Annotated in this window: 23 protein-coding genes; 15 read left to right on the top strand and 8 right to left on the bottom strand. The window is 63.9% G+C overall.

What is annotated here, in order from left to right; translation table 11 throughout:
* Positions 1-2: 2 nt before the first annotated feature.
* Positions 3-419, top strand: coding sequence for a hypothetical protein (locus tag ACYU03_RS19360; RefSeq protein ID WP_461886242.1), 417 nt, complete (start codon positions 3-5; stop codon positions 417-419).
* 11 nt (positions 420-430) lie between these two features.
* Here the strand turns inward: ACYU03_RS19360 and ACYU03_RS19355 are convergent, their stop codons facing one another.
* Complete coding sequence (locus ACYU03_RS19355; protein ID WP_461886241.1) at positions 431-1,216, bottom strand: tetratricopeptide repeat protein; 786 nt, start codon at positions 1,214-1,216, stop codon at positions 431-433.
* A 124-nt stretch (positions 1,217-1,340) separates the two neighbouring features.
* Between ACYU03_RS19355 and ACYU03_RS19350 the strand changes: the two genes are divergently transcribed.
* The 13 genes from ACYU03_RS19350 to ACYU03_RS19290 all read left to right on the top strand — a co-directional run bounded on the left by ACYU03_RS19350 (position 1,341) and on the right by ACYU03_RS19290 (position 10,213).
* Positions 1,341-1,925, top strand: a complete 585-nt coding sequence (locus ACYU03_RS19350; RefSeq protein ID WP_461886239.1) for a type III secretion protein — start codon at positions 1,341-1,343, stop codon at positions 1,923-1,925.
* A 22-nt stretch (positions 1,926-1,947) separates the two neighbouring features.
* Positions 1,948-2,163 (top strand): hypothetical protein, encoded by a 216-nt coding sequence (locus tag ACYU03_RS19345; RefSeq protein WP_461886238.1) that lies wholly within the window; start codon positions 1,948-1,950, stop codon positions 2,161-2,163.
* Between the two features lie 92 nt (positions 2,164-2,255).
* Positions 2,256-2,594, top strand: coding sequence for a hypothetical protein (locus ACYU03_RS19340; protein ID WP_461891502.1), 339 nt, complete (start codon positions 2,256-2,258; stop codon positions 2,592-2,594).
* A gap of 3 nt (positions 2,595-2,597) precedes the next feature.
* Positions 2,598-3,380: a type III secretion system inner membrane ring lipoprotein SctJ gene (sctJ, locus tag ACYU03_RS19335; protein WP_461886237.1), complete on the top strand. Its 783-nt coding sequence runs from the start codon at positions 2,598-2,600 to the stop codon at positions 3,378-3,380.
* On the top strand, positions 3,377-4,000 hold the full coding sequence (locus tag ACYU03_RS19330; RefSeq protein WP_461886236.1) for a type III secretion protein: 624 nt from the start codon (positions 3,377-3,379) through the stop codon (positions 3,998-4,000). The genes sctJ and ACYU03_RS19330 overlap by 4 nt, the downstream gene beginning before the upstream one ends.
* A complete protein-coding gene (locus ACYU03_RS19325; protein WP_461886235.1) occupies positions 3,997-4,587 on the top strand; it encodes a FliH/SctL family protein in 591 nt (196 codons plus the stop codon). The genes ACYU03_RS19330 and ACYU03_RS19325 overlap by 4 nt, the downstream gene beginning before the upstream one ends.
* Positions 4,584-5,912: a FliI/YscN family ATPase gene (locus ACYU03_RS19320; protein WP_461886234.1), complete on the top strand. Its 1,329-nt coding sequence runs from the start codon at positions 4,584-4,586 to the stop codon at positions 5,910-5,912. Before ACYU03_RS19325 ends, ACYU03_RS19320 begins: the two co-directional genes overlap by 4 nt.
* 17 nt (positions 5,913-5,929) lie before the next feature.
* Positions 5,930-6,403 carry a type III secretion system stalk subunit SctO gene (gene sctO, locus ACYU03_RS19315; RefSeq protein ID WP_461886233.1) on the top strand — a complete coding sequence of 158 codons (474 nt, stop codon included), beginning with the start codon at positions 5,930-5,932 and terminating at the stop codon, positions 6,401-6,403.
* The gene (gene sctQ / locus ACYU03_RS19310; protein WP_461886232.1) at positions 6,400-7,425 is read left to right on the top strand and encodes a type III secretion system cytoplasmic ring protein SctQ; all 1,026 of its coding nucleotides are present in this window, start codon (positions 6,400-6,402) and stop codon (positions 7,423-7,425) included. Before sctO ends, sctQ begins: the two co-directional genes overlap by 4 nt.
* Positions 7,422-8,075: a type III secretion system export apparatus subunit SctR gene (gene sctR, locus ACYU03_RS19305; RefSeq protein WP_461886231.1), complete on the top strand. Its 654-nt coding sequence runs from the start codon at positions 7,422-7,424 to the stop codon at positions 8,073-8,075. The genes sctQ and sctR overlap by 4 nt, the downstream gene beginning before the upstream one ends.
* Before the next feature lie 4 nt (positions 8,076-8,079).
* Entirely contained in the window at positions 8,080-8,349 is a 270-nt protein-coding gene (locus tag ACYU03_RS19300) for an EscS/YscS/HrcS family type III secretion system export apparatus protein (protein WP_461886230.1), read from the top strand.
* A gap of 6 nt (positions 8,350-8,355) precedes the next feature.
* Positions 8,356-9,174, top strand: coding sequence for a type III secretion system export apparatus subunit SctT (gene sctT, locus ACYU03_RS19295; RefSeq protein WP_461886229.1), 819 nt, complete (start codon positions 8,356-8,358; stop codon positions 9,172-9,174).
* Positions 9,167-10,213, top strand: coding sequence for an EscU/YscU/HrcU family type III secretion system export apparatus switch protein (locus ACYU03_RS19290; RefSeq protein WP_461886228.1), 1,047 nt, complete (start codon positions 9,167-9,169; stop codon positions 10,211-10,213). Before sctT ends, ACYU03_RS19290 begins: the two co-directional genes overlap by 8 nt.
* A 175-nt stretch (positions 10,214-10,388) precedes the next feature.
* Here ACYU03_RS19290 and ACYU03_RS19285 read toward each other — a convergent pair whose 3' ends face one another.
* Entirely contained in the window at positions 10,389-13,985 is a 3,597-nt protein-coding gene (locus ACYU03_RS19285; RefSeq protein ID WP_461886227.1) for a cytochrome D1 domain-containing protein, read from the bottom strand.
* A gap of 113 nt (positions 13,986-14,098) precedes the next feature.
* Positions 14,099-16,948 carry a winged helix-turn-helix domain-containing protein gene (locus ACYU03_RS19280; protein WP_461886226.1) on the bottom strand — a complete coding sequence of 950 codons (2,850 nt, stop codon included), beginning with the start codon at positions 16,946-16,948 and terminating at the stop codon, positions 14,099-14,101.
* 1,357 nt (positions 16,949-18,305) lie between these two features.
* On the opposite strand from ACYU03_RS19280, the gene mqo reads away from it, so the two are divergent.
* A complete protein-coding gene (gene mqo / locus ACYU03_RS19275; RefSeq protein WP_461886225.1) occupies positions 18,306-19,949 on the top strand; it encodes a malate dehydrogenase (quinone) in 1,644 nt (547 codons plus the stop codon).
* 120 nt (positions 19,950-20,069) lie between these two features.
* On the opposite strand, the gene ACYU03_RS19270 is transcribed toward mqo, so the two are convergent.
* The 5 genes from ACYU03_RS19270 to paaX all read right to left on the bottom strand — a co-directional run bounded on the left by ACYU03_RS19270 (position 20,070) and on the right by paaX (position 26,140).
* Positions 20,070-22,535 (bottom strand): TonB-dependent siderophore receptor, encoded by a 2,466-nt coding sequence (locus ACYU03_RS19270; protein ID WP_461886224.1) that lies wholly within the window; start codon positions 22,533-22,535, stop codon positions 20,070-20,072.
* A gap of 95 nt (positions 22,536-22,630) precedes the next feature.
* A complete protein-coding gene (locus tag ACYU03_RS19265; RefSeq protein ID WP_461886223.1) occupies positions 22,631-23,596 on the bottom strand; it encodes a FecR domain-containing protein in 966 nt (321 codons plus the stop codon).
* On the bottom strand, positions 23,596-24,102 hold the full coding sequence (locus ACYU03_RS19260) for a sigma-70 family RNA polymerase sigma factor (RefSeq protein ID WP_461886222.1): 507 nt from the start codon (positions 24,100-24,102) through the stop codon (positions 23,596-23,598). The genes ACYU03_RS19265 and ACYU03_RS19260 overlap by 1 nt, the downstream gene beginning before the upstream one ends.
* 133 nt (positions 24,103-24,235) lie before the next feature.
* Positions 24,236-25,150, bottom strand: coding sequence for a transcriptional regulator FeaR (gene feaR, locus ACYU03_RS19255; RefSeq protein ID WP_461886221.1), 915 nt, complete (start codon positions 25,148-25,150; stop codon positions 24,236-24,238).
* A gap of 66 nt (positions 25,151-25,216) precedes the next feature.
* Positions 25,217-26,140, bottom strand: coding sequence for a phenylacetic acid degradation operon negative regulatory protein PaaX (paaX, locus tag ACYU03_RS19250; RefSeq protein WP_461886220.1), 924 nt, complete (start codon positions 26,138-26,140; stop codon positions 25,217-25,219).
* Positions 26,141-26,177 lie beyond the last annotated feature (37 nt).

Raw genomic sequence — 26,177 nt, 5'->3', positions numbered from 1 at the left:
CCATGAGCAAACCACCGCTGCCCCCGTGCCTGTCTTGCCTGCTGTCGCTGGCGCTGCTCTCCGGCTGCAAGACCCACTTGGACCCGGCGTCTTACTCACCGGACTACCAGCGCCAGGCCGGTGCCGACGGCAAGGTCCAGATGCTGCCGGTGGAGTGCCTCAAACCCGCCGCCATCGATGCGTTCGACCTGGATGAGGCATACGTCCCGCTGCTGCCGCCGGGCTGCGCCAACAACCTCACGCTGATGCGCATGGTCGAGCAGCCCGCGGACCTGTTCCAAGGCCGGACGAGTGGCCCGACCATGGCCGCGCCGGTGGGCCGGGCAGCGCAGGTCTACCTCGATGGCTATGACCGCGAGGAACTGCGTCGACGGCTGGATGAACAACTTTCCCGCGCTGATCGGCAGGAGCGCCAATGAACCGTTTCTGTCTAGCGACCGTCCACCAGCCCCAGCTCCCGGGCCTTGGTCTGCGGGTCCTGGATGGCCTTGATGCGCCGGGCCTCGGCCAGCAGCGCCGGTCGCTCGTCATCGGCGATGTCGTCCAAGGCCAAGCTGGCGATGTCCTGCTCGCGGCCGGCCAGCACGGTCACCAGCAGCACGTTGCGCTGGTGGCGGGGCAGGGCGCGGGGCGACTGGCCGACCTGCTGGATTGTGTCCAGCGCGTGCTGCGTCTGCCCGCCCAAAGCGTAGGCCAGGGCCAGGTTGCAGCGGGTGTCCAGGTCGTCCGGCGCCAGGGCCAGACTCTTGTCGAACGCTGCCTGGGCGTCTTGCACTTGGCCTGCCAGGATCTGGGCTATGCCCAGGCGGTTCCAGGTGTCGGTGCGTCCGGAGGCGTTGGCGGCCTGGGCCAGGGAGGTGACGGCACGGCTGATCTTGCCCTGGCGAAGTTGCGCGGTGCCCAGGCCTTGCAGGGCGTCGATATCGTCCGGGTGGGCCTCCAGGGCTTGCTGGTAGGCACGTTCCGCGCCTCGTGCATCGCCACTGGCCAGCAGCGCCTCGCCCAGTTTCAGCCAGGCCTCGGGGTGGCTGCCCGAGGACTGCGCGGCACGTTCGTAGAGCGCGGCCGCCGAGGCCGCGTCGCCGCGCTGGCGCAAGTCGCCGGCCAGTTGCATGAGGCGGTCGTGGTCATCGTCGGTGACGCGAGGCTGGCTGGCGCAGGCAGCGAGCAAGGTGCAGGCTGTCAGCAGCAGGGTGCAAGGCATACGGTTCGGCATGGACAAGACTCGGCTGGGCGAAGGGACGGCCATTCTATCGGCTTGGCGCGCAAAGAGGGTCGCCCTGTATGCGATTTCACGGTTGTGATCGAAGGCGGCCTGGCTGTCACGGAGGGCATCGAGCATGCGTAACCTGATGCTGGTGCTGGCCGCGATCCTCACGTTTTCACCCCTGCTCCTGTGGGCCGGCACGCAGGCGTCGAGGGACGCTCCCGACTGGTTCGACAGGCCTTATGCCTATGCGCTGATCGATCAGGACGTGCGCGGCGCGCTGGGGGAGCTAGGCCACCACCTGGGGTTGATGGTGGTGCTGTCCGAGAAAGTCCGCGGCAAGGCGCGCAGCACCCTGCGCAGCCGGACCGCCGGGGACTTCATCACCCAATTGTGCGAGACCAACGGCCTGGGCTGGTACTTCGACGGCAGCGTGCTGTACGTCAATACCGACGACGAGGTCGCCACGCGCCTGTTCCGCCGTGGCCCGGGCCTGGACCCTGAACGCCTGCGTGACTACCTGGCCGGGCTGGATGTGCACGGCCGCCAACTCGCGGTGCGCGCCAGCGAAGGCGGCGACGAAGTGCTCGTTTCCGGGCCGCCGGCCTATCTGGAGCGGGTCCAGCAGCATGTCGATAGCCAACCGCGGCCCGCCGCACCCGTAGCCCTGAACCGTAGCGTGCGGGTGTTCCGCGGCGCCACCGTCAGCGATCACTGAAAACCACCAAGGAGAAACCCCCATGGCAGTCACCCCCATCGAAAATGTCGGCGGCACCTCGGCAACCCCCGAGGACAAGTTCAACATGGCGCTGAACAAGGCCCAGGAGGAGATCAGCGAAGAAGAGTTCACCGAGGCGCTGATCAGCAATGCGGTGAGCATCGGTGGGTTGTTCATCATCATGCCCAAGCTCCAGGAGATCCTAGGCGAGGCCCTGTCCGCGGGGGATGAAGAGTAACGGCCATGACAGCCAGTCTCATGACCACGGCGGCCTTGCCGCCGTCAGGAGGGCAGGAGGCGCTGGGGGCGTCCCAGAACCTCTTCGAACACGTGGCCGGCAACGCCAAGGGCATGCCCGAGGGCGCCAGCCCGCACCAGATCGGCGAGGGCTTGATGGAGCGGCTCAACAGCTTCATCGACCGTTCACGCAGCTTCGCCGAGCGCGCCGAGTCACTGGCTCACGGTCCCGCACAGTCGTCATTCCTGCCGCCAGGCAATACCTTCGCCGCCGTCGGCGGCGAAGGGCCGAAGAAGGTCGGCGAGTCCCAGGTGGATCAGGTCATCCACTCCTTGGGGCGGATGTTCGACTACTCCATCGAAACCCAGATGGTGGTGCGTGGTGCGACGCAGATCTCCGGCTCCGCCAACACCCTGCTCAAAGGACAATGAACCATGGCCAGTCGTAGTCGAGCCGTGCGCCTGCTGATCGTCGTTACCCTGGCTGGGCTATTGCAGGCGTGCGACATGGACCTGTACAGCAACCTCAGCGAGCGCGAGGCCAATGCGATGCTCGCGGTGCTGCTGCGCGACAATATCCCGGCCTCGCGCAAGGTCCAGGACAACGGCCAGTTCAAGGTCGTAGTGGAGGAGCGGCGTTTCGCTCAGGCCATGGCCCGGCTCGACGAGGCCGGCCTGCCGGGGCAGTCGTTCTCCAACCTGGGCGAAGTGTTCCAGAGCAACGGGCTGGTGTCCTCGCCGGCTCAGGAGCGAGCACAGATGGTCTACGCCCTGAGCGAGGAGCTGGCGCACAGCGTGTCGCAGATCGACGGCATCGTCTCGGCGCGGGTGCACGTGGTGCTGCCGGATAACGACCTGCTCAAACGGGTCATTTCACCGTCCTCGGCGTCGGTGTTGGTGCGCTATGACGCCAACACCGACATTCACCCACTGATCCCGCAGATCAAGACCCTGGTGGCCAACGGTATTTCCGGGCTCGGCTACGACGGCGTGTCGGTGACTGCGATCCAGGCCGCGGCTCCTGCGACCCAGACCAGCGGCCAACCGCGCATGACCCGCTTTCTGGGTATCTGGTTGATCGAGGAAGACCTCAACCGCGCGCGCCTGGTCTTTGGCGGCAGTCTGCTGCTGACCCTGGCGCTGGCGGGGGGGCTGGGATGGCAGCGCTGGAACCGGCGCCGCGGCCAGGCCTTGTATAGCCTGTCGGAGGCGCCATGAACCTGATGCTGCGTTGGCAGGCGTTGATCGAGCAGCCCCTCTCGTTCGTCGACCCGCGCTACCTGCGCCAGTGCTTCGCCGAGGACGTTCCGGACCATTGGGTCCAGGCGTTGGGCGAGGCGCCGCGTTTTCAGTCGCGGTTGCTGACGCTGTTGATGCGGCATTTCCAACTGCCGCCCCTGGCTCAGGTGCCGCGGCCGGCCGAGCAAGACCTGCCGGTGCTGCTGCTGCGGCCCGCTGCGTTCCGGAGCCTGCCACGGCTGTGCGGTGCCATCTGGCACGGCGCGGCCCTGGGCCGGGAGATCCGCCGCGAGGCGGTCGAACACCTGCGCCGGGGCCTGGGGCAAGAGGTGTTCACCCTGGCCCTGGCGCACCGGCAATGGAGCGGGGCGATGGACCTGCCGCGCCAGCCCGACGACCTGCTGGCGGCGATCGAGCACGACGGCGCACGCTGCGTCCACGCATGGGTACAGGCCCAGCCGGAGCCATTGCGCCAGTGGCTGGTTCTGCGCCTGGACACACTGCCGGCCGATGCGTCGGTCTCACCGCTGGACGCCGGGATCGTCCGTCGGGTCGCTGGGCTGGCCGCCGCTGCCGATGAACAGGAGCGCGCTCCATGAAGCCGTTGCCGAAGCGTCCAGCCGTGCGCATCCTGCGCGCCGCCGAGGCGCAGTTGTGGACCGATGGCCACGGCTACCTGCAGGCCGCCCGTGAGGAGGCCGAGCGCATCCGTGAGGATAGCGCGCGCTGGCTGGAGCAGGCCCGGGCCGAAGGCTTCGAGCATGGTCGCGCCAAGGGTGCCGAGCAGGTCAGCGAGTTGTTGGCGCAGACCTGCGTGCAGGTCGACGCTTATCTGTCTGGCCTGGAAACTGCCCTGGCCGACCTGGCTCTGGGCATCGCACGTGAGGTGCTGGGCGAGTTGGACGATGCGGAGCGAGTGGTGCGCTGCGCGCGCAAGGCGCTGGTCGCGTTCCGCCAAGACCAGGCCCTGACGCTGTTCGTGCCGCATCAGGAGGTCGAGGCGGTGCGCCTGCGCCTGCGCAGTGAGCCGGATGCTCTGGCTAGCCTGGCCGTGGAATCGGATGATCAGTTGCAACCCGGCCAAGCCCGCCTGGGCAGTCCCGTCGGCTCCGTCGAACTGGGCCTGGACGCTCAGTTGCAAGCCTTGCGCCGCAGCCTGCTGCCGTTCACCGAGGTGGCCCCGTGAGCCTTGCCTTGGAACAGGTGTTGCCGCGCCTGCGAGCCCGCCTGGAGCACGCCCGGCCGCGCCCGATGAAGGGCACCATCCGCAGCATCCGTGGGGTGCTGCTGCGCGCCAGTGTCGCCGGGGTACGAATCGGCGAGCTATGCCACCTGAACGACCCTTCCAGCGGTCGGACCCTGGCGGCTGAGGTCATAGGTTTCGATGGCGACGAGGCGATCCTGTCACCCATCGGCTCGCTGGAAGGCTTGTCCTCGCGCACCGAGATCACCGCCACCGGCGAGGCCCTGGGCGTCAGCGTCGGCGACGCGCAACTGGGGCGGGTCATCAGCCCTATGGGCGAGTACCTCGACGGCGACCGTCTGCCGCCAGCGGGCGAGCTGCGGCGCTACCCGCTGCAGGCCGAGCCCCCCGAGCCCTTCGCCCGCCAGGTGATTGGCAAGCCGCTGGCGGTCGGGATACGGGCCATCGACGGCCTGCTGACCCTGGGGCGCGGCCAGCGCCTGGGCCTGTTCGGCGAGCCAGGCGTGGGCAAGTCGTCGCTGCTGGCGAGTATCGTGCGCAACACCGAGGCGGACGTGGTGGTCATCGGCTTGATTGGCGAGCGCGGTCGCGAAGTGCGCGAACTGCTCGACGTGCAGCTCGATGCCCAGGCCCGTGCCCGCACCGTAGCGGTGGTGGCCACCTCCGACCGACCCGCCGCCGAGCGGGCGCGGGCAGCGTACGTGGCCACGGTGCTGGCCGAATATCATCGCGACCAGGGGCGTAGCGTGCTGTTGCTGATGGACAGCCTCACCCGCTTCGCCCGCGCCCAGCGCGAGATTGGTTTGGCGGTGGGCGAGCCGCCGACCCGCCGCGGCTACCCGCCATCGTTCTTCTCTGCACTGCCGCGCCTGCTCGAACGCGCCGGCCCCGGCGCCCACGGCAGCATCACGGCGTTGTACACCGTGCTGACCGAGGGCGATGCGGCGACCGACCCAGTGGCCGAGGAAGCACGTTCGATCCTCGACGGTCATGTGGTGCTCAGTGCCGAGCTGGCCCAGCGCAACCATTTCCCCGCTATCGACGTACTGCGCAGCCGCAGCCGCCTGATGGAGCAGGTCGCCAGCCAAGAGCAACGGCGCCTGGCCATGCGCGTGCGTGAGCTGATGGCGCGGCGCAACGACATCGAGATGCTGATCCGCATCGGCGAATACGCGGCCGGCAGCGACCCGCTGGCCGACGAAGCGATCGCCCGCCACGCTGACATCGAGGCCTTCCTGCGCCAGGCGCCCGACGAGCCGAGCAGTGCCTGGCAGACCTTGGAGCACCTGCGCAAGGTATTGGCATGACTACAAGGAGCGCGCCCATGAACGACCATGAACTGAAAAGCTTGCACGCTTTGCGGCAACTGCGCGAGCAGCGAGCCTCAAGCCAGTTGGCGGCGCAGCGGCAACGCTGCCGGGAAACCCACCAGGCCCTCGACGAGGCCCGCGAGCGGTTGCACCAGCACCGCGAAGCCTCCGCGCGCGAGGCCGAGAGCTTGTACGGACGCTTCAGCGACGGTATGTCGGTCCAAGCGTTGCTGGCCGCCCAGGCGCGCCTGGAGGAACTGGAGGACGCCCAGCAGGCCCTGCTGGGCGGAGTGGATGAGGTCAGTCAGGCGCTGGTCGAGCAGGAGCATTCGCGCGAAGCCCTGCGTGTCGCCCACGCCGCCCGGCAGCGTCAGGTCGATGCCTGGCAGGCGCTGGTCGACGGTTATGCGCAGGGTGAGCGCCGGGCGGGTGAGTCCCGCGAAGAGGCCGAAGACCTGTTCGCTCCACTGAGGGATATCGCGCCTTGACCGTAGACTCTTGCCTCCAGGCTTGTGATGTCCTGGCGCTCGAGCGGGCGCTGGAGGAGTACGACCCCGCGTCGCTGGAGCTGCATACGCGCCTGCACCGGCCGCGTCAGCCCTGGCAGGTGCACTGTGCGGGTCAGGCGCTGACGCTGTACTGGAACAGTCGCGCGCCTGGTCAGGACGCAACGCTGGTCGAAGTGTGGCTAGCCCTGGGCGATGCCCCGGTGCACCTCGCCCTGCCAGTCCAGGCCCTAGTGCTGCTGGATCTGCCCGGGAGCCTGGCGTTGCCCGGCCTGCCGGCGGCCCTGCTGCTGGAGCAGGCCCTGCTGCCGTTGATCGAGACGTTGGAGCGGTGCCTGACGCAGCCATTGCGGGTGCTCGATCAAGCCGCGCCCCTGACCTGCCTGCACCCCCTGGCCATCGACGTAACGCTGCGCTGTGACGACCTGGCGTTGCCGGTGCGGCTGCGCACCGACGCGCAGGGCTGGGCCAGCATTGCTGATGGTTTGGACCGTCACGCCCCGCTGGCGCCCCACGCGCTCGGCTCGCTACCGCTGGCGTTGGTCGTCGACGGCGGCGAAGCCTGGCTCACCCTGGGCGAGCTGGGCAGCCTGCTGCCAGGCGATGTGGTGATGCTCGACCCTTGGCCTGACGACCAGGTACGTCTGCGCCTGGGCACTAACCTGCAGGCTCGCGCCCAGCGCCAGGGCAACCGCCTGCAATTGCTCGCCCCCCTCTTTATCGATTCCGCCTTCAAGGAGCCCTACATGAGTGAACCGGATGCCGGGCCAGAGCTGGACAGCAGCCTGGACGAGCTGCAACTGAAACTGGTTTGCCAGGTCGGCAGCGTCGAGCTGACCCTGGCTCAGCTACGCGAACTGGGCACCGGCAGTGTGTTGTCGCTGACCCCGCGCATGCACGATGGTGTCGATTTGATGATCAATGGCCGCCGGGTCGGTCAGGGGCAACTGGTGAAGATCGGTGACGGCCTGGGTGTGCGCCTGCTGAGCTTCGCCGTGTCATGAGCGAGTACCAGCCCAACCTGATCGAGATCATCCTGCTGGTCGCCTCCATCGGCCTGATTCCGTTAGCGGTGGTGACCTTGACTGGCTTTTTGAAGATTTCAGTGGTGCTGTTCCTGATCCGCAATGCCCTGGGCGTACAGCAGACCCCGCCGAACCTGGTGCTGTACGGTATTGCTCTGATTCTCTCGGTGTATGTCACTTCGCCGTTGATCGGCGATATGTACCGGGCGGCGCAGGACCATGGCCTGCAGATGGAAAGCGCCGAGCAGGTCAAGGCGCTGGGAGAGGCGTTGCGCCCGCCCTTGCAAGCGCACCTGTCGCGCTTTGCCAACGAGAACGAGCGCGGCTTCTTCGTACAGGCCACCGAGACGGTCTGGTCGGCCGAGGCGCGCGCTGAACTGCGCGACGACGACCTGGTGGTGCTGATCCCGGCGTTCGTCAGCTCCGAGCTGACCCGCGCGTTCGAGATCGGCTTCCTGCTGTACATCCCGTTCCTGGTGGTCGACCTGCTGGTGTCCAACGTGCTGATGGCCATGGGCATGTCGATGGTGTCGCCGACGCTGATTTCTATTCCGCTGAAGTTGTTCCTTTTCGTCTCGCTGAGCGGCTGGTCGCGCTTAATGCATGGTCTGATTCTGAGCTACGGGTGATCCGATGGGACAGGACGTTTTTCTTTCACTGATGAAACAGGCGCTGATGACGGTGCTACTGCTGTCGGCGCCGGCTTTGGGCGTGGCGATCGTCGTCGGTCTCAGCGTGGGCCTATTGCAGGCGCTGACGCAGATCCAGGACCAGACCCTGCCGCAGGTGGTGAAACTGGTGGCGGTACTGCTGGTGATTGTCTTCGTCGGTCCGCTGTTGGCCGGGCAGATCGTCGGCCTGGGCGACCTGGTGCTGGACAACTTCGTGTTGTGGACGCGCTGAGCGGGCATGGACGTCAATCTGGTCCACGCCTTCCTGGAGATCGCCTACCCGGTCATCAGCTCGGTGGCGCTGGCCAGTGCCCGGGCCATGGGATTGGTGCTCATCACACCGGCGCTCAACCGTCTCGGCCTGACCGGGATGATCCGCACTTGCGCGGCGGTGGCGATCTCGGTGCCGATGTTCCTGCCGGTGTTTACAGACTTCACCGCCGTGCCTGCGCACACCGGCTTCTGGCTGGTCGGTCTGTTGATCAAGGAGTTCCTGGTCGGGGTGGTGGTCGGGCTGCTGTTCGGCATACCGTTCTGGGCCGCGGAGGTGGCGGGGGAACTGATTGATCTGCAGCGCGGCTCGACCATGGCGCAATTGGTCGACCCGTTGTCGTCCGGTGAGTCGGGGGTCACGTCGACTTTGTTCACGGTGATGCTGATCACCCTGTTCTTCATGTCCGGCGGGTTCATCCTCATGGTCGGTGGCTATTATCACAGCTACCAATTGTGGCCGGTGACCGCCTTCACGCCGCTGTTCGCCTCATCGGCCCTGACGGCAGTGCTGGCGATCCTCGACCAGGTGATGCGCATCGGCGTGCTGATGATCTCTCCGCTGATCATCGCCCTGCTGATCACCGACCTGATGCTGGCCTACCTGTCGAGGATGGCGCCGAACCTGCATATCTTCGACCTATCGCTGCCGGTCAAGAACCTGTTCTTCTCCATCCTGATGGTGATCTACATCGCCTTCCTGGTGCCGGTGATGCTCGACCAGCTCAGTGAGTTCCGTGGCACCGTCGAGGTGCTCAAGCACCTGGTGGACGATGGCAATGGCTGACACCAGCGAAGAGAAATCGCAGCCGGCCTCGGACAAGAAGCTCAAGGATGCGCGCAAGAAAGGCCAGGTCGCCAAGAGCCAGGACCTGGTCTCGGGCATGGTCATCTTGCTGTGCACCCTGTGCATCGCGATCCTGGCACCCAGGGCCAAGGCCCAGGTAACAGCCTTGTTCGACCTGGTTGCGACGATCTATGTCCAGCCGTTCTCCAGTGTCTGGCCGCAGTTGCTGGACACCGCCGAGCGGTTGCTGATCGGTATCACCCTGCCGGTGATGGGGGTGACGGTCGCGGCGGTGGTGCTGACCAACATCGTGACCATGCGTGGGGTGGTGTTCGCGGTCGACCCGCTCAAGCCGGACTTCAAGCGCATTAACCCAGCCGAGGGGTTAAAGCGTATCTTCGCCATGCGCAATGTGGTGGAGTTCATCAAGGGGCTGGTCAAGGTGCACCTGTTGGGGCTGGCGTTCTACGTGGTGGGCAAGCATGCCTTGCAGGCGCTGATGGAGGCCTCCCGGTGCGGCACCGACTGCCTGCAGGCGACGTTCTTTCTGGTGCTCAAGCCGTTGGTGTTCACCGTGCTGGCGGCTTTCCTGGTGCTGGGAGCGATAGATGTGCTGATGCAGCGCTGGTTGTTCGGCCGCGATATGCGCATGACCCGCAGCGAGCAGAAGCGCGAGCGCAAGGATATCCACGGCGATCCGCTGATCAAGGGTGAGCTCAGGCGCCAGCGCCAGGAGATGCAGGCCATGGCGACCAAGTTGGGGCTGGGCAGGGCATCGCTGATGGTGGGGGGGGCTGGCGGTTGGTTGGTAGGGGTACGCTACGTGCGCGGTGAGACACCAGTGCCGGTGGTGGTGTGTCGCGCGGAGCCGGAGGAGAGCGCCAGGATGTTGGCCGAGGCGGCGGCGCTGGGTATCGCCCATGCGATGGACGCGGAGTTGGCCACGGAGTTGGCCCGGCGCACGGTGGTCGGGGAACGGGTGCCGGACAGTACCTTCCAGGCGGTGGCGGATCTGCTGGTGGCGGCGCGATTGATTTGATGGCGCGGGGCATCAGCCGCAATACGATTGCCTGGTTTTGTGGCTGCTACGTGCCCGCTCTGGAGGCAAGGCCGTTCCCTCGATGACCACGCCGTTTCGTTGAAAGCAGCGCCGTGATCGAGGGAGCGGGCTGATACCGCTATTGAGCTGCGTAGCAGCCCTGGCCGTGGCCGACTCAGGCGTTTTCGACAGGTTTGTAGATGCCGCTGTACCCGCCGCCGACCATCCACACGATCTCACCGTCGTCAGTAATCCACTCCGATGGCTTCTCCGAAAACTTGTAACTCTCGGACATGGCGTTGTTGCCGTCACCGATGTAGTCCGGGTGCTTGACCCGGTCTTTGCCACGGATGTGCGAGCGCGCCTCCCATTCTTCCCGGCGGAACTCGAAGATGCTGCGGTTTTCCGGCGTATCGCGCTGGCCCCAGTCCGACAGGTAGGTCTGTAGCCAGACATAGGCTTCGTCGCCATGGGGCTGTAGTAAGCCATCTTGCTTGAACTGCTGGATCTGCTCCCAGTTCTGCATCGACAGCTTGTGCAGCTTGTGCGACTTGACGTCGTTGAGAATGGCACCCACCAGAGAGAACGCCCCGGAGAAGAGGAAGCCCACCGGACCAAGCAGCGGCACGACACGTCCGGCGACGCCGATGGCGCTGAGTACGCTGCCGGCACCGCCGACCAGGCTACTGACACCGCCGGCGATAGACATGGAGCCGGCACCGATCTTGAACGGGTCTTGCTCGCGGATGCCATCGCGGATAGCCAGGCCCCCGGTGACGATGCTCAGCACTCCACCGACTACGTCGGCCCCAGCGCCGATCACCTTGAGCGCGCTGCCGGCGATCCGTGCGGCCATGCTGGAGCCCGGGACTCGGCCGCGTTTCTCGATGCCGCTTTCGATGCCCTCGTGCAACTTGAGCATGGTCGCTTCGTCGAACGTCTGGCCATTGACTAGCTTGCTGAAGTTTACCTCTTTGTTGTCCATCGCATTGTCGATGATGTCGTAGTACTGCTTCTGCACGTCCTGGAGAGTACGTGGCACCGTCGGGTCCGCTGTGCCGGGCTTGGCCCAGATCTCCGGCACGGAGCGGTCCAGGCCCATCATCTTGTAGGCATTGGTGCCCATGAGCTTGTCATAGGCCTTGGTACCCAGTGTGGCGAAATGCGAACCGGTGCTGAGGAAGGCCACGAAGTCGTTGGTGATGCCCACCCGCTGGGCCGGCGTGACGGCAAGGCTGCCGCCTTTGCCTGCCAGTTGGTAGATCGCCCGCCCGAGGGAGATCGCGCCACCGAGCGAGCCCAGCACACCGTTGTCGGTGAGGAAGGACAGCTGCTTGAAGAAGGTGGTGCGATTCTCGGCGCTGAATGTTGACTTGAGCTGCGTGTCGAGGGCTTTCTCGATGTCTTTCGCGGTGATCGTGCCGTTGGTCTGCCAGGTGTCGCCCAGGGACGCCATCACTTTGCCGAAGTCGGCGGCGAGGCCTTTGTCCTTGAGCAGCATCTCGACGAACTTGTCGTAGCTCTGCAAGGCGCGGCGCGGGAGTGTATCACTGCTGGCCTTGAGTGCCTGGAGGATGATCAGGTTCTGGTCCGTGGTGGCCAGCGCGGTGTTCTCGTCGCTGATCTTGCTGGGGTCGGACAGCAGGTTCTCCAGTTCCAGGGTGTAGCCGTCGATCTGCAGGTTCTGCAGGAACTCATCGGCCTTGGCCGGGTCCACGTCTGCCAGCGCGGCGTAGGCGCGTTGCACTTCCTGGGTCGCGATCTCGCTCTTGCCGTCTTCGGTCAGGGCGCCGATATACTTGGTGAAGTTCTCCGAGGACGTGCTTTCGAGCAGCTTTTGGTGGGTTTCGTCGACCTTGTCCTGGCCGCCCTCGACCTTGCTCAGTGCCGACTCTCGCTTGGCCTTGAGGTCCTTGACGATATTCTCGTCGGCCAGCAGTGTGTTGATTTGCTCGTCGATGGCCTTGACGTTGAAGATTTCGTCACGCACGTCGCGGGAGGTGAGTTGGATCGGGTCGATCGCGTTGCCGCTATGCTGGAAGCCATGCTCGGGAATGATCGGCATGCCATTGTCGGCCATGCTCTTGGCTTCCAGCGCTCGCACGAACTTGGCGCGCGGGTCGTCCTGGGAAATGCTGCCGTTCTTGATGCCCTCCCGGTATTCGTCGACCAACTCCTTGATGGTCAGGTCCTGTACGGACAGGGTATTGCCGTCCTCGTCCTTGACTGTCGTGGGGAGTTCCTCGACCAACACTTCGTTCAACGGCGGGAGGCCGTGCTCGGCGCGCAGCTTGTCGACGTCGTTGATCTGCTCGGCGACTTCCTTGCGATACGAGACGATCTGGTCGTACATCTGCGGGTTGTCGTGCGCGGAGACAATGATCTTCTCTTCCTCGCCGCCCGGTTTGTGCTGGGTGAAGGTGATCAGGCCGGGGCCGTAGCCCTCGATGTCACCCACGCTCATGATGTCGTCGGTCGACGACAGGTAGGCTCCCGGCTCGGCTTTGACGTACCCCTCTGATGTGGCGCGCTCCAGGCCGCTGATCGTCTGTCCCTTGGCGGTGTATTCGACGAACTCCTTGGGCGTCAGGTGAGCCGACACTACCACCTGCTTGCCATCGGCCTGGGTGACCACGAGGATGCCCTCGGTGGGGGTCTCGACCTTCTTGATCTGCTCCAGCGGCACGGTCGACTCGCCCTGTCCGAATAGGTGTTGATCGGGCTGGGTGCGGGCGTTCTTGATGTACTCGAAGGCTGGGGTACCTTCCGTCTCCTTGACCACGTGCAGGAAGTCGTACAGCTTGTCGCCACGGTCGATCGGCGCTGGCTGGTCACCTGCAGAGGGAATGTTCTCCAGTGCCGCGTAGTTGCTCTCCTGCGCGGCGGCGGCGTCACGGCTGATCATGTACTTGTGGCCGTCATGCTCGAACAGGATCACGCGAGATATCGGATCTTCAGAGATCACCTTGAGCTTTTCCATGTTCATGCCGTCGGGCATGGCGGTGATCTGTTTGTAGCCGTTGGCCTCACCCTCGCCCAGTACCAGCTTGGTCTTGCCGGCCCCGCTGTAGGCGGCGAATGCTTCCGGGGTGACGCCTTCGGCAACGATCATTTCAGCGCCACTGGTCAGCTTGACCTTGAGGATCCCATCGACGGGTTGCTCCACCGACTTGATGTTTGCCAGCAGGGGGGGCTCGTCGTCCTTGCGCAGCAGGGGCTTTGCAGGGTCTTTCAGGCCGTCTATGAGGATTTCATGGGTGGGAGTGCCCTGGGTCTGACCGAGGGTCTGGAGCAGATTGTAGAGTTGTGTGCCGTGCTCCGGGTTGGGGGCTTCGCGTTGTGGGATCCCGTGGCCAAAGCGGATGTTCTCGAGCTTTTCGTATCCGGCCTGGGTCTGCTCGGCTTCTTCCTTGCTGATCTTGTACTTGTTGCCGGCGTGCTCGAAGTAGATCGAGCCGTCGTCCTTGTCCTGGGCCACCACCTTGAGCTTCGTGGGTTCGAGCTTTTCCGGCAGTTCCGTGATTGCCTTGTAGTTCTCGTCATCGGCTGGTTTGGTCTCGGCCGGCTTTTCGGCCGAGGTGTTGCCGGTCGGTTTCTTTTCTCCAGGGGGAGTGGTGGCCAGTACCTTGGCCTTGAACGGCAGTTCGGGGTTCGGCTCCTTGAATTTGTCGGCCAGCTGGCGGGCCTTGTCGAGTACCGACTCGAAGACATCGCCGTCGGAGGTCGAGGACGAATTACTGCCGCTGGGGGTCTGCTCGGGTTTGATGATCATCGCACGGTCCGTGTAGGGCGGTGGCGGCAGGCGCAGACCGACAGCGGTGCTCGCTCCACTGTCCGGCAGTCAGGCTGCGCGGGCGCTGCCAAGGGTTTGTGAGAGCCTGAATCCTAGGCGATCCGTGGTGGCGCGGTGCGTGGCCTTGACAAGTTCCCACAACCTTTCACGGGCGTGAAAGGCGCGTGCGTGTGTCCCAGTCCCTGCGCTGCAAGTGTCTTTTCCTGTGGGGTGGGGACGCTCGCCAGGCGAGACAGGCTTGCAGCGATTCGCCCTGCCCAGAACCTGGCTCCCTGGGCCTCGGCTTCGCTCATGGCTTCATTCAAGATCTCATGCGCCAGAGGCCGTAATGAGGGGCTGCCCTGTGCGATCAGCAACTGTGCCTTGATGCGCAACAGTTCTGGACGGAACCACCGCTCTTCGCGGGCGGCGGTGATGGACAGGGTTTCGTCGAGGACCTCCAGCCCCAACTGTTCCAGGCCCAGCAGAGCCAAGCCCTGGGCGTATTCGCTACGCATCAGGCTATAGAGTGGGCCGTCGCCCAGAGCGCGCAGTTGATTGAGCGCCTCGCCCAGGCAGCACACGCCTTCCTCGGGCGCGTTGCCGCGGATCAACAGAACACTCTCGAAGCAACGTGTGAACAGGCGCCAGATAGGCATGTCGTGATGGGCCGTGCTGTCTTGCAGCAGTTTGAGAAAATGCTGGCTTCGTTTCTCATGCTCAACCAGCAGCGTGGTGGGGATCGCGCTCAGGCTCAAGGTGTACCACAGCGTGGCTGGGTGATGGAGCGCCATGGCGGCTTCGACATTGCTGTCGATGCTCAGTAAGGCTTGGCCGACATGGCCCTGCAACAGTTGGATCTGCGCCTTGAGCGAGCGAGCGGCGATGCTCTGGTCGAAATGCGTGTCGATGATATGGACGCGTGGCAGCCGTGGGGAGCTCAGGGCTTCGGCGATCGCCTGTTGTGCGCCTTCCAGGTCGGCCATGTAGAACAAAGGAGCGGCCCGCATACGTTTGCCGAGCAGGCGCCGGTCGAGTCTGCCGGTTTTCTCGCTGAGCTCGATGTAACGGTTCGCCAGCTCTAGGGCTTCCCGGTGCTGGTTGCTGCAAATCCGTTCATGCCACAACCCCCACAGGCTTCGCAGTTCATGTTCTGTATCGCCCAAGGTTTGAGCGTCTTCGTGCACTTGTTTCCAGGCCTCTTTGATTTTCTCTCCGGCACCGCGGGTCAAGGCCATGACTCCGGCCGAAATGGTCAGCAGCAGCATGCGCTGGCGGGGCGTGATCGAGGAAAAATGCAGACCCCGGTCTACCCAATGATGGCATTCGTCGATCCGTGACAGGCCTAGCCACAGCGGTATGCTCATCAAGATCAGGTCGACGCCGAGGGCTGAGTCGCCAGCCTGCGAGAAGCACCAACCCAGGGCTGAGCGCACGCACTCGATATCCGGGCCGTACAGGGCCAACCATGCTTCGGTACCCAGGCTGTCCAGGCTTTGCGCCGCACGTTGTTGCTCGCTCAGGGTATAGGTGGCATGGCGGCGTGCGGTGGCTTCTGTTTCCTGGTGCTGGGCCAGTTTTTGTGCGGCATACGAGCGTGTGGTCTCGAGCAGTCGATAGCGTTTAACCGGTGTGGACGTGCCCGCGATCAGCAGCGACTTGTTCATTAGGCTTTCGAGTAGGCAGGCTGGATCCTGGAGTTTTCTCGGAGAGACCTCGATCACTGCCTTGACGGCGGCGAGGCTGAAGGTCCCTGGGAATATCGAGAGCTGGCGGAACATGGCCTGTTCCTCGCACGAAAGCATGGCATAGCTCCAGTCCAATGACGCACTCAGGGTGCGATGGCGCGGTTGAGCGGTGCGCCGGCCTGCCATCTGCAGGCGAAAGTTGCCATCGAGCAACTCCACCAGGTAGCTGGTGCCGAAGGCGCGTACATGGGCCGCCGCGATTTCAATGGCCAGGGGATTGCCGTCGAGCTTGCGGCAAACGGCAACCGTGGCGGGTACGTCGGCATCGCTGAAGATGAAGTCTGGATCGTGGGTGGCGAGACGTTCGATGAAAAAACCGATACTGGAGTAGGCGATGGCTTGTTCGGCACTGAGGCCAGCGTCATCCACGGGTACCTGCAAGGGCGCCAGGTCGTGGACGAACTCGCCCTCGGCGTGCAAAGGTTCGCGACTGGTGATCAGCACGCAACACAGTGGTGCCTGACGCAGGATGGCCTCCACCGCCTTGGCGGTTTCTTCCAGGAGGTGTTCACAATTGTCCAGGATCAGCAAACGTTTGCTATCGCCCAGGCTTTCGCTGATCCCCAGTAGGAAATCCTCGTGGCTCGAACTGACTCCCAAGGCTGAGGAGAGCATGCGCTCGACTGTTGGCCCTTCGCTTGCCGATGTCAGGTCAAGGAACGTTGTACCCTGGGGAAAATCCGCAGCAAGCTCATGGGCCAGTGCCAGGGCCACGCTGGTCTTACCGATACCCCCGGAGCCGGTGAGGGTGACGAAGCGCCGCTTGTGCAGCTCTTGCCCAAGGGTCTGCAGCAGCTCATCCCGACCGACGACCTTGTTCTTGATATTTGGCAGGCCCAGGCCGACCTTTGTCGCCGGAGCCTCCTGGTGCGCCATTTCCTTGATCGTCACTGGGGCAACGAAACGGTAGCCGCGCCCTGGAACTGTGACGATGTAGGTAAAGTCACCGTCGTCACCCAGTGCGCGACGCAAGGTCACTATCTGCGCCCGCAGGTTGCACTCTTCGACAATGACCTTGGACCACACGAGTGAAAGCAACTCACTCTTTTCCAGAAGCTCACCGGCTCGGCTCACCAAGGCCACGAGCAGTAACAGTGCCCGGCTGCCCAGTTGCAGCGGTTCCCCGTTCTTGAACAGCAGGTGCTGTTGGGGGTAGAGCACGAAGGGGCCGAAGCAGAATGCGTTTTCCGGATCAGGCGTATCCAGTGCGTTCATGCTGACTATCTTTCCGGGATGGGTTCTGTTGCGCGTCATGATCAAACCTTTATAAATTAGATACTTATTGGTGATCAGGAGAGGTCACCTTTGGGGGTACATGTTCAGGTCAAAGGCACTATCCGGAGTAATAGTTTCTATTTGGGCATCACCTTTCTTATTTATAAGTTGATGGCTATATGCCATGCTCTTGTGCCCATCGAGTCGCCATGTTTGCAAGACAAGTACGGGCGCTACGGACAGAGTCTAAGGTCAGTGCGGGCTAAGAATTAGCAGGTATCGTGCCATAGGGCGAAGACTATAACCCAGAGTGGCGAGATTGAACTTTGGCGGTGAGTAATAACGGCGCAGTGTTTTATTATTGTTCGTTCGGAAAGCCGAATGCCATAGGCGTTTGCGTTCGGAACGCCGAGCCTCTACGACGCGTCAATGGCCCTACGGTTTTGGTCGCGTTTTCGATAGGGGCTTTGCTGCCCATATTGCATACACGGATGGCTTTTCCCCTCTGGGAGTGGCGGTTTGCCGGAGGGGAGGGTATTTTCCCGTTTGGCGGTAACCCGCCACGTTGGCCGGCTGCGACCCTGTGTACGGAAGGTACGGAAGGAGCACAAGGCTTTGCTGCGAGGGAAGTTTTTTGTCTGGCGAGAATCCGCCAGTTGTTGTTGTGTGACATAACTCACGGAAGTCCGTACTGACCTGCGATATGCAGGATTTATTTGTGTTGGCGCTGTCTGTCCAACTCGGTGGGATGTCCCCTCATATATTCGAGCTCACGACCTGTCCTGTCTGGCGGCAATCCGCCTTGTGCCAAGTTGTGATGCATATACGTGTTTCATTGAACAGTAAAAAGAGCCATTTAACAGGTATTTTCTGCCAATCCAAGAATGGACCGGCATGATCGAGGGGAGACGCTGGATAGTTGAGCACTTGAACTGGGCAAGTTGCAGGTGGACAGGTTCCGGCCAGGCACAAAGGAGCCACCCCGGTAGTGTCTCGCGTGTGCTCTTCTTTCCCGCAGATGTCCCCCTAACCTGTCTGCCTCGTGGGTTGGCGCGAGCAGGCGCAACTTGTTTGTCGCGGCAATTAAGTTACAATCGAAAAAACGTTTCAGTCCCAACCGGCCATTCCCGGCCGCTACGGGGCGGCGTCTGATGTTTCTCAAGCTGCTGAATCCAATGATCAATAAAAAGCGAGCGCTGAAGAACATGAACAGCCGAGGCCGGTGGCCTCGGCCTTGAAACCAACCGCCTTGGTCTTCGACACCACCTGCCTGACCTCATCCCAGCCGCATGGCTGAGTCGGGCGGCTATGCTGAAGAGCCGTAGGTGGATAAATGTTCTATTAAGTGGATTGATCAATGTTCAAGAAAACGAGCAAGGCCTTGCTGGCCCTGGCTGTTGCGGCGAGTGTGATGCAGGCGCACGCCGACGAGGCCAGGAAAGTAGACGTGCTGCTGATCGGCGGCGGCATCATGAGTTCGACCCTGGGTGTCTGGCTCAATGAGCTGGAGCCTGGTTGGTCGATGGAGATGGTCGAGCGCCTGGACGCTGTCGCCGAGGAAAGCTCCAACGGCTGGAACAACGCCGGTACCGGCCACTCCGCCCTGGCCGAGTTGAACTACACGCCAGAAGACAAGGACGGCAACGTCAATATCTCCAAGGCCATCGAGATCAACGAAGCCTTCCAGGTGTCCCGCCAGTTCTGGGCGTGGCAGGTGCGCAACGGCGTTCTGAAGAACCCGCACTCGTTCATCAACTCCACGCCGCACATGAGCTTCGTCTGGGGGGATGACAACATCAAGTTCCTCAAGAAGCGCTATGAGGCGTTGCAGGCGAGCCCGCTGTTCCGGCCGATGGAGTATTCCGAAGACCACGCGCAGATCGCCAAGTGGGTCCCGCTGATGATGGAAGGGCGTGACCCGAACCAGAAGCTGGCCGTGACTTGGGCGCCGATCGGCACCGACGTCAACTTCGGCGAGATCACCCGTCAGTTCGTGGGGCACTTGCAGGGCAAGGACAACTTCACCCTCAAGCTCTCCAGCGAAGTGAAGGACATCTCCCGCAATGACGATGGCTCCTGGCATGTGGAGTACAAGAACCTCAAGGACGGTACTAGCACGGCCACCGATGCCAAGTTCCTGTTCATCGGCGCCGGTGGCGGTGCGCTCAAGCTGCTGCAGAAGTCGGGTATCCCGGAAGCCAAGGAGTACGCAGGATTCCCGGTAGGCGGATCGTTCCTGGTCACCGAGAACCCAACCATCGCCATGCAGCACATGGCCAAGGCCTACGGTATCGCCTCCACCGGCGCGCCGCCCATGTCGGTCCCGCACCTGGACACCCGTGTGCTGGACGGCAAGCGCGTGATCCTGTTCGGCCCATTCGCGACCTTCTCGCCTAAGTTCCTCAAGAACGGTTCGTACCTGGACCTGCTGAGCACCACCACCGTGCACAACGTCTGGCCGATGACCAAGGTTGGCATCGATCAGTATCCACTGGTCGAGTACCTTGCGGGCCAACTGATGCTGTCCGATGATGATCGCTTCAAGGCCCTGCAGGAGTACTTCCCGCACGCCAAGCAGGAAGACTGGCGTTTGTGGCAGGCCGGCCAGCGTGTGCAGATCATCAAGCGCGATGAAGATAAAGGCGGTGTGCTGAAACTGGGCACCGAGGTCGTTGCCTCGCAGGACGGCACCATTGCCGGTTTGCTAGGGGCGTCCCCGGGTGCCTCGACAGCCGCGCCGATCATGCTGAACGTGCTGGAAACGGTGTTCAAGGACAAGGTCGCGACACCTGAATGGCAAGCGAAGATCCGCCAGATCGTGCCGAGCTATGGCACCAAGCTCAATGACTCCGCGGCCGCTGTGCAGAAGACTTGGGACTACACGGCTGAAATCCTGCAACTGGACAAGCCGCCGGTCATCGACCAGAGTGCCGGCAGCGCTACCGTCAGCGAGCCAAGCCAGCCCGTCGAAAGCGAGCCTGCCAACGATATGGCGTTGTGAGGGATGACCTGCTGGCATGGCAGCAGGTTGCCTAGCTAGCTAGAAGAAAAGCCACGAGGATTGCCAACAGGCAGCCTCGTGGCTTTTTTGTGCATGGGCGCCCAGCAGGCGGGGCTGTCGTCAGAAGTCCACGGTCGCCGACAGCCGCAGGATGCGCGGCGTACCTTGGGTCAGGTAGTTGTTAGAGGTGGATGCCGAAGCCCAGTAGGCCTTGTTCGCCACGTTCTCGACATTGGCGCGCAGGGTCACCTGCTTTTCGTCCAGCCTGAAACTGTAGCGACCACCCAGGTCGACACGGGTCCAGGCGGGAATGCTCAGGCTGTTGCTGGTGTTCACGTACTGGCCGCCGGTGCGCAGCAGGCGGGCGTTGAGCGCCGCGCCTTGGATGCCGGGGATGTCCCAGTCGGCGCCGAGGTTGAACTGGAAGCGCGGTACACCGGGGGCGCGGTTGCCGTCGGTGGCGCCACCGGTGGTCTTCTTCAATTCGGTGTGCATGAATACGGCGCCGGTGAGCAGGCGCAGTCCATCCAGAGGCTCGCCGAACAGGTTTAGCTCGACCCCTTTATTGACTTGCTCGCCATCCACGGTGAAGGTGCCGAGGCTGGCGCCGGGGGCAGTGTAGGTGGCGCTGTTGGGCTGTTCGATGCGGTACACGCCCAGGGTCGCGCCGAAGCTGTCCCAGTCCAGCTTGACCCCGGCTTCGATCTGCTTGCTGCGCCGTGGCGGGAATACTTCATTGGGGTTGGTGACTCCCGACGACGGAGCGGTCGGACCCTGGGCCAGGCCTTCGATGCGGTTGGCATAGAGCGACACGTGCTCCCAAGGCTTGATCACCAGCCCGTAGACCGGTGTGGTGATGGTTTCGTCGTAGTCGGCATTGCGGGCGCCGGAGGCGGTGTTCCAGCCATCGACGCTGATCGACTGTTTGCGCACCCCGACGGTCAGCAACACACGGTCATCCAGAAAACCCAAGGTGTCGGACACCGCGGCGCTCTTGATGCGGTTTTTACCGACGATGCGTGGGTCATGCAGATCGCTGCCGAAGTAGGTGTCCGGCGGCACCGGGCGGGGGACCTGGATCGGGTTGTACAGGTTGGTCGGGAAGCGGCTGGCAGTGTAGAGCGCTTCATAGGCCGAGCGCTGTTCGCCCCAGATGCCGGACAGGCCGAAATTGACCCTGTGACTGACCGGGCCGGTGGCGAAGTGGCCGTTCAGGCCGGCGATGGCGCTCTTGTTGTCTTCGTCATGAGGGGAGTACAGCAGCCCACCGCGGGCGGTGCCGTTCTCGTCGCTGACGTACAGCGAGGAGTACTCGCCGTTCTCCCGGGTGTGCTTGGCGCCGCCGCCGGCATAGGCGGTCCAGTGGTCGTTGAGGTCGTACTCGGCATTGACCATGCCATAGGTGTCTTCGAGCTGCGACCAGCTCCAGCTCTGTGAGTAATTGTCCCGTGCGGACGGTGCGCGCGGCACTTTTGTGCCGGTCGGATAGATCACCGCGCGGCCTTCGTTGATGCGTTCCTTCTGGTAGCCCAGATCGGTGGACAGCCGCAGGCGCTCACCACGGTAATCGAGGGCGATGGCGATCAGCGAGGAGTGTTGGGTTTCGTTGTGGATGCCGGTGCCGCCATCGTGCTTCGCCAGGTTGATGCGCGCCCCAAAACGGTTGTCCTCGCCAAAACGCTGGCCGATATCCAGATGACCGCCCACTTGGCTGCCAGTGGCGTAGTCGAACGTGATGCTACGGGTGGGCGTGTCCTCGGCGCGCTTAGGCACCAGGTTGACCGCGCCACCGATGCCGCTGCCCTGGGGCGAAACGCCGTTGATGAAGGCGTTGGGGCCCTTGAACAGTTCGACCCGCTCCAGCGCCTCGGTCGTGATGATCTGCCGGGGCAGGACACCGTACAGGCCGTTGTAGCTGATGTCGTCGGTGCTGAGCGGCAGACCGCGGATGGTGAAGACCTGGGAGAAGTTGCCGAAGCCTGCCGACTGGCGCACCGCGGCGTCGTTCAGTAGCACGTCGCCGAGGGTGCGCGCTTGCTGGTCGGCGATGGTCTTGGCGGTGTAGCTGACCACGCTGAACGGCACGTCGCTGATTGCCTGATTGCCCAGTACGCCAAGGCGTGCGCTGCGGGCGAGTTGGCCGCCTTGCCAGGTGTCGGCGTTGGCGGCCAGGTCGCTGCTCACCGTGGTAGCGCCCAGCTCGACAGCATTGCCGAGGTCGACCTCCGGCGCCAGGGTGTAGCCGCCGCTGTCGGTGCCCAGCAAGCTGTAGCCGCTGCCTGCGAGTAGTCGGGCAAACCCTTCCTGCACGCTGTAGCTGCCTTGCAGGCCCTGGCTCTGCTGACCGCGCAGCAGGGATGGGTCGAAGGACAGAGGGACGCTGGCGCTGACGGCAAACTGCGCCAGCACGTCGGCCAGCGGGCCAGGGCTGATGTCGTAGCTGCGCATGCTGCTGTTGCTGAGGTCGGCAGCCATCAGTGCCGGCGCGGGAGCCAGGGCGGCGAGCGCGATGGCCAGGCTCAGGGCCCTGAAGCGGAAGTGGGGAAAGGCGATGGAGCGGGAGCGGTATGGCAGCCTGGACGTCATGCGATGTTCCTGTCGGCGAGAGAGAGGGGTCTGCCCTGTTCACCGGATGAGGAAGAAAAAGGTATCAAGGATGGATGAAAAAGTTTCGCGATGCCTCAGGCGCGGGGTTCCACCGCCACCCAGTAGCGGGTCATGCCATGGATTTCCACTGGCAGCGTTTCGCTGAGCAGGCGCAGGCTGGTGTCGGTATCGCGCAGCGAGAATGCGCCGGACACCCTCAGTTCGCGCACCGCGTCATGGCAGCGTAGGACGCCGGGGCGATAGCGGCCCAGTTCCGCCAGCAGGTCGCCCAGGCGCATGTCGCGGGCCAGCAGCATGCCGTTTTCCCAGGCCAGGGCGCCGGCTTCAAGGCGTTCGGTGGGCAGCACATGCTCGCTGTCGAAGGCGCCGCGCTCGCCGGCCTTGAGCACCAGGCCGTTGGCACCATGCAACGGGCGCGCATCCACTGAGCCTTGCAGCACGGCTACCCGACTCAGGTGGCCATCGATCCGCACGCTGAATCGTGTGCCCAGCGCCCGCGCGCTGCCGTGCAGGGTGCGCACTAGCAAGGGCCTGGCGGGTATGGCCGGGTCGGGTGCGCTGGTGACGAGGATTTCCCCGGACAGCAGGTCGATGCGCCGTTCGCTCGCGCTGAAGACGATGTCGATGGCGGTGTCGGTGTTGAGCAGCACCTGGCTGCCGTCAGGCAGGGTCAAGGGACGTTGCTCGCCCACGGCGGTGCGTTGGTCGGCGGTCCACTGTTGCCAGGGCGTTTGGCGCCAGGCCAGCCAGGTAGCCGGTGCGGCCAGCAGCAGGAGGCCGAGGCGGTTGAGCGCCTGGCGCCGGCTGACCCCACCGCTGCGGCTGAGGCGGCGCAGGGTTTCGCCGGCGATGGGGGCCGGCAGACGGCGAAAGTCGCCCAGGATCGCCTCGGCGCGCTGCCAGGCTGCCGCATGTTCGGCACTGCGCTGGCACCAGGCCTGGATGGCGCGGCGGTCGTCGTCGGTAGCCGCCCCCGATTGCAACTGCACCAGCCAGTCGGCGGCTTCGCCGAGGATCAGCGGATCGATGCGGTTGTCCATCAGGCCACGCTCAGGCAGGCCAGGAAGGCCTCACGCATGTCACGTTTGACGGTGATCAGCGACATCTTCAGTTGTGCGGCGATCTGCGGGTAGGTCAGGCCTTCGAGCTGTGACAGAAGGAACACCTGGCGCGCCCGCGCGGGCATCTCCTGGAGCATGGCCTCGATGCGGTAGAGGGTCTCGAGGATCAGCAGGCGGGTTTCCGGCGAAGGCACTTCGGGTTCGGGCAACTGAGCGATGGTTTCCAGGTAGGCGCGCTCCACATCCTGGCGGCGCCAGCGGTCGATCACCAGGCCCTTGGCGATGTGCGTGAGCAGGGCTCGGGGCTCGCTGCCGAAGTAGCGCGAGGCCTGGCGGTTGAGCAGGCGTAGGAAGGTGTCATGGGCCAGGTCCGCGGCGTCGCTGGCATTGCCCAGCTTGCGCCCGAGCCAGCCTTGCAGCCAGCCGTGGTGTTCGGCATAGAGCGTCTGGATATGCTGGTTGGACGAGCGGTCGGCGGGCGGCATGGAGAGCGCAGAGCTCCGGGGTGTGGTGGAATGTAATTAAGAATTGATCGCATTCTATCCAGTTGTCCCGGCAACTGGCAATCCACGAGCAGACCGGGCGTCGCCCCGCACTGGCCGGGCTGCAAGCCCCTGCTCAGGTGTACCGCTTGCGGTAAACCCCCGGCGAGACGCCAAAGCGCTGCTTGAAAGAAGTAGTGAAGTGGCTGCTGGTGGAAAAGCCCCAGGCGAAGCCCAGGGCCGATAACTTGATGGTCGACTGCGGGTTGCGCAGGGCCTCGGCGCAGATGTCCAGGCGGCGGTTCTTGATGTACTGGGCGATGACCAAGCCCTGCTTGGCGAACACCCGGTACAGGCCACGCATCGACACGCCGATTTCGCGGGCGATCATCTCCGGGCACAGCGCTTCGTCATCGATGTGCGCCTCGATCAGTTCCAGGCTTTTGCGAAATATCCGTTCATGTGGATCAGGACTGCTGTCGGCGCCAGACAGGGCAGGGCGCATCAGGCTGACCAAGGCATCGATCACCGCCTCGCTCTCGGCCAGGCTGACTGCCTCCAGGCCTGTCGAGGAAAGCAGCATCTGGTGTGCCAGCTGCGCCACCGGCGAATGCGCCGGTATCTTCCGGCAGCGCTGTAGTGGGGCGAACTTCATCAAGTGGTCGACCCGCTCATGGGGCAGGATCAGCGACAGTTGGCGCGACTCCGCAGTGAAGTGGAAGTCGCTGGGGCGGGCGCTGTCGATCAGGATCACATCGCCCGGCACGATCACTTCGCGCTCTTCGCCTTGGGCCATGTTTGCCGAGCCCTGCAACTGGAACACGGCAAAGTACTTGTGTTCCTCGCTGCGACGCACTTCGCGTGGGGTCCGCAGCAGGCGCGCGCTGCTGCTGTGCACGTGGCTGAAGCGCAGGGCGCCATGTTGGTGACCGTGGATGGTGCCACTGAAGCCGTCGTCCAGCGCGGCACCGTCGAACTCGCCACAGAGCAGATTGATATCGGCCAGCCAGCGCTGGAAGTTGTCGTGGATCGTGCCAGTCGCAACGTTCATGGTCCGGACCTCACAGCGAGCATTGTTGTTATTGTCGGGGCGTTGCGGCACGCAGGTGCTGTTCGTTCAGCGCAGGCCTCCGAAGCGCCGGTAGAAGCTCTCTGCGGCGTCGGGCAGCGGGCCGTCGGCGGTTTCCATCGCACTGCCCAGCCACTCTTCAGTGCGCGCCCAGGTCAGCCGGTAGATGTTGCGGCACAGCTGGCGTGCGGCGCGGCCTTCCCAGTCCCCGGGGAGCAGTTCGTCGGGCAGGTGTGGGTCGCGCAGCAGCAACTTGCGGTACTCGTGGATCAGCAGCAGGCGGACCATGAAGCAGTCGCTCGGCTGCAGCGTGTCTTGCTCACGCAGCGCCTGCCACACCGGGCGGAACAGTTGGATGAACTCACTGTAGTGAGCGCCCAGCTCATCCAGGCGCCAGCTTTCCCGCGCCTGGGCGCGCAGGGCGCGCGAGGCCATCACGTCCTGGCCAGTGGTTTCGAAGATCAGCGTGTCTTCGAGGGCGTCGAGGTCGAGCAGGGTGGCGTTGATGTCGGTGCGGTCGCCGCGGGGGTTGGCCAGGACGACCGGTGAGATCGCGCCAAAGCCCTGCCATTCCAGTTCTTCGCGTACCTGCTTGCGCTTGTCGGCGGCCAGTTGGGTGAGGATCACCATGAACCAGGAGCCGTCCCACTCCGGTACCACCGAGCTGTACACGCGCTTGAAGGCTTTGTCGAAGCGTCGCCGACCGGTGCCGGTCAGGCTGTAGTAGCTGCGTCGACCGACTTTCTCGGCACTCAGCCAGCCTTCCTTGGTCAGGCGGAAGATCGAAGTGCGGATCAGCCGCTCGTTGATGCCGAAGGGCTCCAGCAACTGGATCAGGCTGCCCAGCCAGACGGTCCCGCCGTGGGGCTCGATGGCGTCACCGTACAAGGTCACGATCAGCGAGCTGGCACGGATGGGGATCTGTTCCTGGAAGCGGGCGACGAGCTGATTCAGGGGCGCGAGGGACGACATGGGGGATCCGCTGGATGAAACCCCGGAATATAACTGC

The organism is Pseudomonas sp. X10, from assembly GCF_054889225.1.
This window is presented reverse-complemented; position numbering and strand designations above follow the sequence as displayed.